We start from the raw sequence: 12,289 nt of genomic DNA, 5'->3' as shown, positions 1-12,289 counted from the left end.
GTTAAGGAATCACCGTGCTGCGGGTGTACCTAAGTGTTTAGTTTCGTGTGATCATGTTCCCCGTCGCAGCATGGCCTTGTTCCGTGCAAAGGCCGTGCTCGATGAGATAATTGCTGGCTTCCTGCATCGTTCGTCAGCCCCTCGCAGAACATCACCATATCGAGCATGAGTTCACGCATTCACCCGCAAGCCCGCACCACGCCAAAAATCCGTCAGGAGATCAAGGATTCCGGCCTGTCCGACCGTCAAGCGGCCAAGGTGTTCAATATCACTCGGGCCACCGCTGCCAAATGGCTCAAGCGGGACGATGTGCAAGACCGCTCGCATCGTGCTCACACCCTGCATACGACCCTGAGCGCAGCCCAGGAACTGGTCGTGCTGTCCCTGCGCCAGACGCTTTACTTACCGCTCGACGACCTGCTCTACATCACCCGGCAATACATCAATCCCGAGGTCTCTCGTTCAGGCATTGCGCGACTGCTCAAACGCGAAGGCATGGCACGACTGGAGGACGTGATCCCTCAAGCTGAAGGCGAAACGATCAAGGCCAAGAAGACCTTCAAGGACTATGAGCCAGGCTTCCTGCACGTCGATATCAAGTACCTGCCACAGATGCCTGACGAAACCTCACGCCGCTACCTGTTTGTTGCCATTGACCGCGCGACGCGCTGGGTTTTTCTGCATATTTACAACGATATGACTGAACGTAGTAGCGTCGATTTCCTGCGCCGTTTGAAGCTCGCATCGCCGATCAAGATCACCAAGATACTGACCGACAACGGCTCGCAATTTACCGACCGCTTCGCCACCAAAGACAAGAAGCCCAGCGGCAATCACGCCTTCGACAAGGCATGTGGCAGCATGGAAGTCGAGCATCGCCTGGCGCCTCCGCGCCACCCGCAAACTAACGGCATGGTGGAACGCTTCAATGGCAGGATCAGTGAGCTGATCGCGCAGACCCGCTTCGATAGCAGGGCCGATCTGGAGACCACATTGCACAATTACCTCAAGCTTTACAACCACCATATCCCGCAGCGAGCTATCGGCTCAACGACACCGATTCAGGCGCTCAAGGATTGGCAGAAACGCAAACCTGATCTATTCGTCAAACGCGTCTACGATCAGACGGGACTCGACACGTAGAGGCCGGTTAGTGCGAGTCAGGCCGGAACAGCCTGACTGCTCAACTGCTTGTAATAGTTTGCCTCAGCTTCCGCTGGCGGTATATATAGCCGAGCGGCTCCAGCAAGCGGTGGTGGTTGAACCAGGAAACCCATTCCAGCGTGGCCAGTTCAACGGCCTCACGTTTTTTCCCAAGGAGCGCGGCGGTGGATCAACTCAGCCTTGTAGAGGCCGTTGATGGTCTCGGCCAGGGAATTATCATAGCTGTCGCCTTTGCTGCCCACAGAGGGCTCAATGCCGGCTTCTGCCAGACGTTCGCTGTACTTTATTGACACGTATTGCGAGCCCCTATCACTATGGTGGACCAAGGCATTTCGCTCGGGCTGACGCGCGTACAGTGCCTGCTCCAGCGCATCGAGCACGAAATCGGTCCGCATCGAACTACTTACCCGCCAGCAGACGATACGTCGAGCAAAGACGTCGATGACGAAGGCAACGTAAACGAAACCCTGCCACGTTGAGACGTACGTGAAATCGCTGACCCAAAGCAGGTTTGGCCGCTGCGCCTTGAACTGGCTATTGACCCGGTCGAGCGGGCACGAAGCCTTCGCATCGGGAACAGTCGTGCGTACGACCTTACCGCGCACGACGCCTCGCAGGCCGGCCTTGCGCATCAAGCGCTCCACCATGCAGCGGGCCACATCAGTGCCTTCACGCCGCAGTTGGCGCCAAACCTTGTCAGCTCAATAGACCCTGCATGTTCGCCTGCCAGACTCGTTCGACGTCGACGCCCAGCACGTCGTCACGCTGGACACGTGCACAACGCAACTCAGGATTGCGCCGCTGCGCGGCGTAACGCCAGTAGCCGGACGGCGCGACCTGCATCACCCGGCAGATCGGCTCGACGCCGTAAGCATGGCGCTACTGGTCGATGAATGCTCTCACGGCTTGATGCGGCGGTCGAGCTCCACCTGGGCGAGAAACGCACTCGCCAGCCGCAGGATCTCGTTTGCCTTACGCAGCTCCCGCACTTCTCGCTCCAGCGCCTTGATGCGCACTTCCTCGGCAGTGGTTGGACCGGGACGCTGGCCAGTGTCACGCTCTTGCTGACGTACCCAGCGGCGCAATGTCTCCGGCGTGCAGCCGATCTTGGCCGCGATCGACGTGATGGCCGCCCACTGCGACTCATACTCACTGCCAGCCTCGCTGACCATGCGCACAGCGCGCTCGATGACTTCAGGGGAATACTTAGGTTGCTTCTTCATAGCTCCATTTTCTGAAAGAATGGAGCCTCTACAAAACCCGGGGCGGTTCAAATCTTTGATCCGCTTGGCATCACTTCGAAGAGGAGCCCTCCAATATCACTCACGCGATAACGCGCAAGCTTAGGGCGTAGGGTCTTGACCTTCGTATCAGTTAGTGGGGTTGCTTGGCGTGGCATCGCTCTCCTTTAGGTACACAATGGATACATTGCACAATACAAGTGTACCAATCCGTGTACCTAGAAGAGCCGGAATTGTTGGTTTAGGTTTGGAACCCCTGAGCAACCAATTCCGGCTTCCTTAGAGGGAAACAACCCACCTCCGGCACCCTCCGGAATGCTCTTTATTTTCCGATGCAGAAGCGGCTGAAGATCACCCCCAGCAAATCGTCCGGCGTGAATTGCCCGGTGATGCTCGACAAGTGGTCCTGCGCCAATCTCAACTCCTCGGCGAACAGGTCGAGCGACTGATCGTCCTGCATCGCGTGCTGGCGCGCCAGCTCCAGGTGTTCGCGCGCGGCGCGCAGCGCGATCAGGTGACGCTCGCGCGCCAGGTACAGCGATTCGCCGGTCTGCTGCCAGCCGGCGATGCGCAGCAGTTCGGCGCGCAGCAGGTCGATGCCGAGCTTTTCGTGCGCCGATAGGTAGAGATGCACCGCGTCGGCGCTCTCGTCCTTCGACGGCTTGTGCCCCGACAGGTCGATCTTGTTCCAGATGCGCACCACCGGCACGTTGGGCGGGAAGGCCGCGACGATCGCCTCGTCGGCGGCGCTCGGTCCCAGATTCGCGTCCAGCAGGTGCAGGATCACGTCGGCCTTGCCGACCTCTCCCCAGGTGCGCTCGATGCCGATGCGCTCGACCACGTCGATCTCTTCGCCCCCCTCCTTGAGTGCGCGGATGCCCGCGGTGTCGATGATGTTGAGCGGGATGCCCTCGATCTGGATCGTCTCGCTCACCTTGTCGCGCGTGGTGCCGGCGATCGGCGTGACGATCGCCACCTCGGCCCCGGCCAGTGCGTTCAGGAGCGAGGACTTGCCGACGTTGGGTTGTCCGACCAGCACCACGTTCAGCCCTTCGCGCAGCAGCGCGCCCTGCGCCGCCTGGCGGAACACGTTTTCCAGCGATTCGATGATGCCGGCGAGCTGGCCGCGCGCGTTCGATTTTTCCAGGAAGTCGATTTCTTCTTCCGGGAAGTCGAGCGTGGCCTCGACCAGCATGCGCAGATTGATCGTGCCGTCGACCAGCTTGTGCACCACTTGCGAGAAGGCGCCCGACAGCGACTGCGAAGCCGACCTGGCGGCGGCCTCGGTGGAAGCGTCGATCAGGTCGGCCACCGCCTCGGCCTGGGCCAGGTCGAGTTTATCGTTCAGAAAAGCGCGGCGCGTAAACTCGCCCGGCTCGGCCAGGCGGAGGCCCGACGGCGCGCCGGCTTCCAGCACGCGCGCCAGCAGCATCTGCAGCACCACCGGGCCGCCGTGGCCCTGCAGTTCGAGCACGTCCTCGCCGGTATAGGAATGCGGTCCCTTGAAGTAGATGGCCAGACCCTCGTCGATGATGTCGCCGTTGGCGGCCTTGAACGGGATATAGGTCGCATGGCGCGGCGCCAGCGTCACGCCGGGGAACAGGGCGTCGACCAGGAAGGCGAGCGATTTGCCGGAGGCGCGCACGACGCCGATGCCGCCGCGGCCCGGGGCGGTGGCGATGGCGGCGATGGGGGATGTGTCGAGTTTCATGGGGGGATTGTAAGGGAAACGGGGTCGTCAAAAACAAAAAGCCCGCGCTTTTCGAAGCGCGGGCTTTTCACGAGAAGCTGCGGATTACTTGGCCGCGCCGGACTCGAACTTGCGGGTGATGACCCATTGCTGGGCGATCGACAGGATGTTGTTGACCACCCAGTACAGCACCAGGCCGGACGGGAAGAAGAAGAACACCACCGAGAATGCGATCGGCATGAACAGCATCATCTTGGCCTGCACAGGATCGGTCGGCTGCGGATTGAGCTTGGTCGTGATGTACATCGACACCGCGTAGATCACCGGCAGGATGTAGTACGGGTCGGGCTGGGTCAGATCCTGGATCCACAGGACCCAGGGCGCGCCGCGCATCTCGACCGAGGCCTGCAGCACCCAGTACAGGGCGAAGAACACCGGCATCTGCACCAGGATCGGCAGGCAGCCGCCCAGCGGGTTGATCTTCTCGGTCTTGTACAGCTCCATGGTGGCCTGCTGCATCTTGGCCGGATCGCTCTTGTAGCGTTCGCGGATCGCCTGCATCTTCGGCGTCACCACGCGCATCTTGGCCATGCTGCGGTAGCCGGCCGCCGACAGCGGGAAGAAGGCCAGCTTGATCAGGATGGTCAGGGCGACGATGGTCCAGCCCCAGTTACCCAGCATCGAATGCAACTGGGTCATCACCCAGAAGATCGGCTTGGCGATCACGGTCAGCATGCCGTAGTCCTTCACCAGCTCCAGGCCCGGGGTGATGGTTTCCAGGATCTGCTCGTCCTGCGGACCGGAATACAGGCGGGTGTCGGTCGACACGGTCGCGCCGGGCGCCACGGTGCCCAGCGACTGCACGGTGCCGATCGCGTACAGGTTGTTGGCGATCTTCTTGGTGAAGATGTCGCGCGGCGCCTTGTCGGCCGGGATGAAGGCCGAGACGAAGAAGTGCTGCGAGATCGCGACCCAGCCATTATCCGCCTTGGTCGAGTGATCGGCCTTGCCCTTTTCGATTTCCTCGAAGGTCAGCTTCTGGTACTTGTCGGCGTCGGTGTACAGGGTCGGGCCGGTGTAGCTCGGCATGAACCACGAATCGGTGGCCGGCTTGTTGCCGTCGTGCTGCAGTTGCAGGTACAGCGACGGCTGGATCGGCGCGGCGCTGATGTTGGTGACGTCATGACGCACGCCGACCAGGTAATCGCCCTTGCGGAAGGTCAGCGTCTTGGTCAGGCGCACGCCGCCCTGCTCGGCCTCCAGCACGACCTGCGCCTGGTTGTTGCCGCCCAGCGTGGTCTGCGCCGACTTGACGGTGAACGGCGTGGTGTGGTTCGGCAGCACGCCGGCGGCGCTGGTGCCGATCAGGCCGGTCTGGCCCAGGTAGACGTTCGGGCCGTTCACATTGAACAGGACCTGGTTCCTGGTCTTGTCGAAGTGATCCGGATAGTGCAGCAGCTCGAGGCGCTTGATGACGCCGCCGACCGAGTCGATGTCGACTTTCACCACGTCGGTAGTGACGGTGACGATCTGGCTGACTGGCGCGGCAGGTGCGGCGGCAGGTGCGCCCGGCACGGCGGTAGCGGCCGCCGCAGGTGCACCCGGCACGGCGGCGCTGCCCGGCTGCGCCGCGGCTGGGACATCCGTCGGCTTGGTCTGCTGCGCGACTTGCGCCGGCGGTTGCGCCGAGAACAGCGACTGCTTGCCGTTAGCCACCATCCAATTGTTCCAGAGAACGATCAGAGAGATGGCGAACACGATCCACAGGACAGTACGTTTATTGAATTCCATTGGAGTCTTCAAGAGTGGTTGCAACCGCAAGCGGCTGAATGGGATTCCTTGGGGCCGTCTTTCGGCGGCACCGGGTCGAGGCCGCCCGCATTCCACGGATGGCAGCGGCCCACGCGGCGCGCGGCCAGCCAGGAACCGCGTGCGGCGCCATGGACGCGCAGCGCTTCGATTGCGTAATTGGAACAGCTGGGATAGAACCGGCAACGCGGCCCGAGCATCGGCGACAACAGCAACTGGTAGCCGCGAAGCAACCAGACGAGCAGCGTCTTCATGGCGAGCTGGCCCGCGCCGGGCGCGGCTTCTGGGAAGCGAACAGGCGCGCCAGTTCCACCTTCAACGCGGCCTTCAGGGCGCGCGTGGTGGCCGGACCATCCTTGGCGTTGACGGGACGCGACAGGCGGACGATGCAATCGACCTGCGCCAGGCTGCTCGTACGGAACAGCTCGCGCGTCATGCGCTTGATCGTATTGCGGGTCACCGCGCGCGGCGCGAAACGCTTGGCCGCAACGACGCCCAGCCGCGCATGCGGCAGGTCGTTCGGACGCGTGTAGAGCACGAAGTGCGCCGTTTTTTGCGTCGGCCGCAAACGAAAAACGGATGAAAATTCATCCGTTTTAACGATGCGCCGAGCGCGCGCGAAGTCGTGCGAACCTTCGCCTGTCATCACCGACCGCAATCGATCTGCGGTGCGTGACTTAGACAGCCAGACGCTTGCGGCCCTTGGCGCGGCGAGCGTTCAGGACTTGACGGCCACCACGGGTAGCCATACGTGCGCGGAAGCCGTGCGTGCGCTTGCGACGGACGACGGAAGGTTGGTAAGTACGTTTCATGGTGGTCTCGCTTAAAGCAAAATAAGATGCAAAATCGGGTCTGACGTCGTGTCAGATTCGGCGCCGATGACAGTTTCGCTCGAGGTTAAACCAGCGTCACGCCACAGCAAGTCTTTCGTCGCCCAACCACCAGCCGCTGAAAAATCACAGCCTGGCATGGCGCACGGACGGGGAACCCTGAATTAGACTCTACTTCGCACCTTCATGTCAAGGCAGGTGTTGTTTCACCAAGCGCCGACCGCGGTCGTTTCCAGCTTGGCAAGGGGGAGGCCCGACTGCCATTTCGGTGGAAAATATGTGCAGCGCCTGTGGATAACTTCGGCCGAGACAGGTAAAATAGCGTGTTACGTATCAAAAGCGAAGTATGGAAAATTTTTGGCAGTCAGCATCCGCGCAGCTTGAGCTTGAGCTCACGCCGCAGCAATTCAGCGCGTGGATCAAACCGCTGGTGGCCCTCGACTACGAAGACGGCAAGCTGCGCATCGCTGCGCCCAACCGCTTCAAGCTCGACTGGGTCAAGACGCAGTTCGCCACTCGCATCACCGAACTGGCGGCCCAGTATTGGGAAGCGCCGGTCGAGGTGCAGTTCGTGCTCGACCCGAAGAATAATCCTGCCCGCAAGGCGGCAGACTCGAGCGCATCCGGTAACTCGGCCACGGTCGATTTCAACGCGCCGCGTCCTGCGCCTGGCGCCGACAACCCGAGCCCGTCCGCCAGCCCGAGCCCGACCCAGAACCTGAACATCGCCAACTCGCCCAAGCGCGAGCAAAGCCGCATCAACACCGAGCTGACGTTCGACAGCTTCGTGACCGGTAAGGCCAACCAGCTGGCGCGCGCCGCCGCGATCCAGGTCGCCAACAACCCGGGCGTGTCGTACAACCCGCTGTTCTTCTATGGCGGCGTCGGCCTCGGCAAGACCCACCTGATCCATGCGATCGGCAACCAGGTCATGGCTGACCAGCCGAACGCGCGCATCCGCTACATCCACGCCGAGCAGTACGTGCGCGACGTCGTCACCGCCTATCAGCGCAAGGGCTTCGACGACTTCAAGCACTACTACCACTCGCTCGACATGCTGCTCATCGATGATATTCAATTCTTCGGTGGCAAAAGCAGGACGCAGGAAGAGTTCTTCTATGCGTTCGAGGCGCTGATCGCGGCCAAGAAGCAGATCATCATCACCTCGGATACGTATCCGAAAGAGATCACGGGCATGGACGACCGCCTGATCTCGCGCTTCGACTCCGGCCTGACGGTAGCGATCGAGCCGCCCGAACTCGAGATGCGCGTGGCGATCCTGCTGAAGAAAGCGCAGTCCGAGGACGTGACCCTGTCCGACGACGTCGCCTTCTTCGTGGCCAAGCACCTGCGCTCCAACGTGCGCGAACTGGAAGGTGCATTGCGCAAGATCCTGGCCTACTCGCGCTTCCACGGCAAGGACATCACCATCGACGTCGTCAAGGAGGCGCTCAAGGATCTGCTGTCGGTGCAGAACCGTCAGATCTCGGTGGAAAACATCCAGAAGACGGTGGCCGACTTCTTCAACATCAAGGTCGCGGACATGTATTCGAAGCGCAGGCCGGCGAACATCGCCCGTCCGCGCCAGATCGCCATGTACCTCGCAAAAGAACTCACGCAAAAGAGTCTGCCGGAAATCGGCGAACTGTTCGGCGGCCGCGACCACACGACCGTGTTGCACGCGGTGCGCAAGATCGCCGGCGACCGCCAGAAGAATCCCGAGTGCAACCACGAGCTGCACGTGCTGGAACAGACGCTCAAGGGCTGATCGCCTGCCCTTGCGCAGAATATTTGTGTTTGCCTCGGGCAATGGCACAATATCGCTTTAGTAACACATCACCTTTCAAACGTACTGAGGATAACTATGCAATTGGTCAAAACCACCCGAGATACGCTTCTCCGGCCACTGCAGATCGTGAGCGGTATTGTCGAGCGTCGGCACACCATGCCGATTCTGGCCAATATCCTCATTCGCAAGACCGGCGAGAGCGTGTCCTTCCTGTCGACCGACACCGAAGTTCAGATCACCACGCACGCCAATATCGGTTCGGGCGACGACGTGACCGGCACCACGGTGGCCGCGCGTAAACTGCTCGACATCCTGCGCGCGCTGCCGGAATCGGGCGACGTCACCATGACCCTGCAGAACAAGCGCCTGGCGGTCCAGAGCGGCAAGTCGCGCTTCGCGCTGCAAACCCTGGCGGCCGAGGAATTCCCGACCGTTTCGGTGGCCGACAGCTACAACGCCTCGGTGACCCTGCCGCAGAAAACGCTGAAGCACCTGTTCAATATGGTGTACTTCTCGATGGCCCAGCAGGACATCCGTTACTACCTGAACGGCCTGCTGCTGGTGCTCGACGGCAGCAATATCATCGCCGTGGCGACCGACGGGCACCGCCTGGCCTTCTGCCAGGTGGAGACCGAGCAGCAGTTCGAGCGCCAGGAAGTGATCATCCCGCGCAAGACCATCATCGAACTGCAGCGCCTGCTGGAAGAAAGCGACGAAACCGTGCGCCTGGACATCGCGGCCTCGCAGGTGAAACTGACCTTCGCCGACATCGAGCTGGTCTCGAAACTGGTCGAGGGCAAGTTCCCTGACTACACCCGCGTGATCCCGAAGGGTTACAAGAACGACTTCACGATCAGCCGCGATGAACTGCTGCGTTCGCTGCAGCGCGCTGCGATCATGACCAGCGACAAGTTCAAGGGCGTGCGCTGCATCATCGAGCCGGGCGTCATGAAGATCAGCTCGACCAATGCCGACCAGGAAGAAGCGGTCGAAGAACTCGAGATCGACTACGGCGGCGATTCGATCGACATCGGCTTCAACGTCACCTACCTGCTCGACGTGCTGAACAACTTGAAGTGCGACCAGGTGAACATCGCCCTGGGCGACTCGAATTCGTCGGCGCTGATCTCGATTCCCGACAACGGCGACTTCAAGTACGTCGTCATGCCGATGCGCATCTGACGCGTCGCGCGGGCCGCTCCGGCGGCCCGTATGCATTTGCCTGAACTAGATAGTCTTATAGAAAGCAGTCCATGTCCGAGAATATCCCAGCAGAAAAGCCCGTCGAAGTGGCGGATGAATACGGCGCAGCGTCGATCCAGATCCTGGAAGGCCTCGAAGCGGTGCGCAAGCGCCCGGGCATGTATATCGGCGACACCTCGGACGGCACCGGCCTGCACCATCTGGTGTTCGAAGTCCTCGATAACTCGATCGACGAAGCGCTGGCCGGTTATTGCACCGAAATCCACGTCACCATCCACTCCGACAACTCGATTTCGATCGCCGACAACGGCCGCGGCATCCCGACCGGCGTCAAGATGGACGACAAGCACGAGCCGAAACGCTCGGCCACCGAGATCGCCCTGACCGAGCTGCACGCCGGCGGCAAGTTCAACCAGAACTCCTATAAGGTGTCGGGCGGCCTGCACGGCGTCGGCGTGTCTTGCGTGAACGCACTGTCGAAGCTGCTGCGCGTGACCGTGCGCCAGAACGGCAAGGTGCACCAGATGGAATTCACGCGCGGCGTCCCGGTCGATCGCCTGATCGAGATGCGCGACGGCTTCGAGGTCTCGCCGATGAAGGTAATCGGCGACACCGACAAGCGCGGCACCGAGGTGCATTTCTGGGCCGACGAAACGATCTTCACGCTGGTGGAGTTCCACTACGAGATCCTGTCCAAGCGTATCCGCGAACTGTCGTTCCTGAACAATGGCGTCAGCATCAAGCTCTCCGACCAGCGCACCGGCAAGGAAGAGCTGTTCGCTTTCGAGGGCGGCACCCGCGGCTTCGTCGAGTACATCAACAAGGCCAAGACCGTGCTGCACCCGACGGTGTTCCAGGCGACGGGCGACCGCATGTCGGATCAGAACACGAATATCTCGGTCGACGTCTCGATGCAGTGGAACGATTCGTTCAACGAGCAGGTGCTGTGCTTCACCAACAACATCCCGCAGCGCGACGGCGGCACCCACCTGACCGGCCTGCGCGCGGCGATGACGCGCGTGATCAACAAGTACATCGACGAGCACGAATTCGCCAAGAAGGCCAAGGTCGAGATTTCGGGCGACGACATGCGCGAGGGCCTGACCTGCGTGCTGTCCGTGAAAGTACCCGAGCCGAAGTTCTCGTCGCAAACCAAGGATAAACTGGTGTCGTCGGAGGTGCGCGGCCCGGTCGAGGAAATCGTCGCCAAGACGCTCACGGACTTTCTGATGGAAAAGCCGAACGACGCGAAAATCATCTGCGGCAAGATCGTCGAAGCCGCCCGCGCCCGCGAAGCGGCGCGCAAGGCGCGCGACCTGACCCGCCGCAAGGGCGTGATGGACGGCCTGGGCCTGTCGTCGAAGCTGGCCGACTGCCAGGAACGCGACCCGGCCCTGGCCGAGCTGTACATCGTCGAGGGTGACTCGGCAGGCGGTTCGGCCAAGCAGGGCCGCGACCGTAAATTCCAGGCCATCCTGCCGCTGCGCGGCAAGGTGCTGAACGTGGAAAAAGCGCGCTTCGAGAAGATGCTGTCGTCGGAGCAGATCACGACCCTGATCGCAACGCTCGGCACCTCGATCGGCCCGGACGAATTCAACGTCGACAAGCTGCGCTACCACCGCATCATCATCATGACCGACGCGGACGTCGACGGCGCCCACATCCGCACCCTGCTGCTTACCCTGTTCTACCGCCAGATGCCGCAGCTGGTGGAGCGTGGCCACATCTATATCGCGCAACCGCCGTTGTACAAGGTCAAGGCCGGCCGCGACGAGCGTTACCTGAAGGATGACGTCGAAGAAGCCAGCTACATGATGAACGTGGCGCTGAACACCGCGTCCCTGATCGCGCGCGAAGGCGCCGAGCCGGTGACCGGCGAGGCGCTGACCGAACTGGCGCGCAAGTACAACCTGGCCAACGCCATCATGATGCGCCTGGCGCGCGTGATTGACCGCGCTGCCTTGAGCGCGATCGTCAGCGGCGGCGTGACGCTGGACCTGACCACGCTCGAGGGCGCGGAAGCGTCGGCGAAGGCGATGGAAGCGGCGATCAACGATCCGGTGGTGAAGGTCAAGGTGAAATCGGACGAGCTGTCCGAAAAGCACGGCCTGCGCATCGAACGCATCTACCACGGCAACGTGCAGGTGACCGCGATCGACGCCGACTTCGTGGCGGGCGCCGATTACACCGTGCTGGCCGATTCGGCCGCCACCTTCCAGGGCCTGATGGGCGAAGGCGCGATCGTGCGCCGTGGTGAGGGCGAGCGCATGAAAGAGTTTGCGGTGCGCGACTTCCACGCGGCGATGGAGTGGTTGCGTGAAGAAGCCGAACGTGGCGTGTCCAAGCAGCGTTACAAAGGTCTGGGCGAGATGAATCCGGAGCAGCTGTGGGAGACCACGATGGATCCGACCGTGCGTCGTTTGTTGAAAGTGCAGATCGAGGATGCCATTGCGGCGGATCAGATCTTTACGACGTTGATGGGGGATGAGGTGGAACCACGTCGTAACTTCATCGAGACAAACGCCCTGCGGGCTGGCAATATCGACGTCTGATCGTATTGCGC

At 61.6% G+C, this 12,289-nt stretch carries 9 protein-coding genes, 1 pseudogene and 1 other annotated feature; of the genes and pseudogenes, 4 read left to right on the top strand and 6 right to left on the bottom strand.

Translation table 11 applies throughout. The annotated features are described in order from the left end of the window. Positions 1–165: 165 nt before the first annotated feature. The gene (locus tag DIR46_RS14970; protein WP_109343495.1) at positions 166–1,143 is read left to right on the top strand and encodes an IS481 family transposase; all 978 of its coding nucleotides are present in this window, start codon (positions 166–168) and stop codon (positions 1,141–1,143) included. A gap of 17 nt (positions 1,144–1,160) precedes the next feature. Here the strand turns inward: DIR46_RS14970 and DIR46_RS14965 are convergent. The 6 genes and pseudogenes from DIR46_RS14965 to rpmH form a co-directional block, all read right to left on the bottom strand. Next, positions 1,161–2,387 (bottom strand): annotated as a pseudogene (locus tag DIR46_RS14965) (IS3 family transposase). Beyond that, positions 1,993–2,109: a sequence feature (AL1L pseudoknot), on the bottom strand. Its footprint overlaps the pseudogene before it by 117 nt. A 340-nt stretch (positions 2,388–2,727) precedes the next feature. Then, positions 2,728–4,116 (bottom strand): tRNA uridine-5-carboxymethylaminomethyl(34) synthesis GTPase MnmE, encoded by a 1,389-nt coding sequence (gene mnmE / locus DIR46_RS14955; RefSeq protein WP_109345942.1) that lies wholly within the window; start codon positions 4,114–4,116, stop codon positions 2,728–2,730. An 84-nt stretch (positions 4,117–4,200) separates the two neighbouring features. After that, positions 4,201–5,886, bottom strand: coding sequence for a membrane protein insertase YidC (gene yidC, locus DIR46_RS14950; protein ID WP_109345941.1), 1,686 nt, complete (start codon positions 5,884–5,886; stop codon positions 4,201–4,203). Between the two features lie 8 nt (positions 5,887–5,894). Beyond that, positions 5,895–6,158, bottom strand: a complete 264-nt coding sequence (gene yidD, locus DIR46_RS14945; RefSeq protein ID WP_109345940.1) for a membrane protein insertion efficiency factor YidD — start codon at positions 6,156–6,158, stop codon at positions 5,895–5,897. After that, complete coding sequence (gene rnpA, locus DIR46_RS14940; RefSeq protein WP_109345939.1) at positions 6,155–6,550, bottom strand: ribonuclease P protein component; 396 nt, start codon at positions 6,548–6,550, stop codon at positions 6,155–6,157. Before rnpA ends, yidD begins: the two co-directional genes overlap by 4 nt. A gap of 31 nt (positions 6,551–6,581) precedes the next feature. Next, positions 6,582–6,716, bottom strand: a complete 135-nt coding sequence (gene rpmH, locus DIR46_RS14935; protein ID WP_040378179.1) for a 50S ribosomal protein L34 — start codon at positions 6,714–6,716, stop codon at positions 6,582–6,584. A 364-nt stretch (positions 6,717–7,080) separates the two neighbouring features. Between rpmH and dnaA the strand changes: the two genes are divergently transcribed. From dnaA to gyrB, 3 genes are all read left to right on the top strand, one after another. Next, entirely contained in the window at positions 7,081–8,502 is a 1,422-nt protein-coding gene (dnaA, locus tag DIR46_RS14930) for a chromosomal replication initiator protein DnaA (protein ID WP_109345938.1), read from the top strand. Positions 8,503–8,598: 96 nt separating this feature from the next. Then, entirely contained in the window at positions 8,599–9,705 is a 1,107-nt protein-coding gene (gene dnaN, locus DIR46_RS14925; protein WP_109345937.1) for a DNA polymerase III subunit beta, read from the top strand. Positions 9,706–9,776: 71 nt separating this feature from the next. Next, positions 9,777–12,278: a DNA topoisomerase (ATP-hydrolyzing) subunit B gene (gene gyrB, locus DIR46_RS14920; protein WP_109345936.1), complete on the top strand. Its 2,502-nt coding sequence runs from the start codon at positions 9,777–9,779 to the stop codon at positions 12,276–12,278. Positions 12,279–12,289 lie beyond the last annotated feature (11 nt).

The sequence above is a fragment of the Massilia oculi genome, from assembly GCF_003143515.1.
In the GTDB taxonomy this organism is placed as follows: Bacteria; Pseudomonadota; Gammaproteobacteria; order Burkholderiales; family Burkholderiaceae_D; genus Telluria; species Telluria oculi.
This window is presented reverse-complemented; position numbering and strand designations above follow the sequence as displayed.

Bases quoted from the DNA above. Each gene is read 5' to 3' on its own strand.
- dnaN (WP_109345937.1), top strand. From the start codon at position 8,599: ATGCAATTGGTCAAAACCACCCGAGATACGCTTCTCCGGCCACTGCAG.
- dnaA (WP_109345938.1), top strand. From the start codon at position 7,081: ATGGAAAATTTTTGGCAGTCAGCATCCGCGCAGCTTGAGCTTGAGCTC.
- rpmH (WP_040378179.1), bottom strand. From the start codon at position 6,716: ATGAAACGTACTTACCAACCTTCCGTCGTCCGTCGCAAGCGCACGCAC.
- yidC (WP_109345941.1), bottom strand. From the start codon at position 5,886: ATGGAATTCAATAAACGTACTGTCCTGTGGATCGTGTTCGCCATCTCT.
- mnmE (WP_109345942.1), bottom strand. From the start codon at position 4,116: ATGAAACTCGACACATCCCCCATCGCCGCCATCGCCACCGCCCCGGGC.
- rnpA (WP_109345939.1), bottom strand. From the start codon at position 6,550: ATGACAGGCGAAGGTTCGCACGACTTCGCGCGCGCTCGGCGCATCGTT.
- gyrB (WP_109345936.1), top strand. From the start codon at position 9,777: ATGTCCGAGAATATCCCAGCAGAAAAGCCCGTCGAAGTGGCGGATGAA.
- yidD (WP_109345940.1), bottom strand. From the start codon at position 6,158: ATGAAGACGCTGCTCGTCTGGTTGCTTCGCGGCTACCAGTTGCTGTTG.
- DIR46_RS14970 (WP_109343495.1), top strand. From the start codon at position 166: ATGAGTTCACGCATTCACCCGCAAGCCCGCACCACGCCAAAAATCCGT.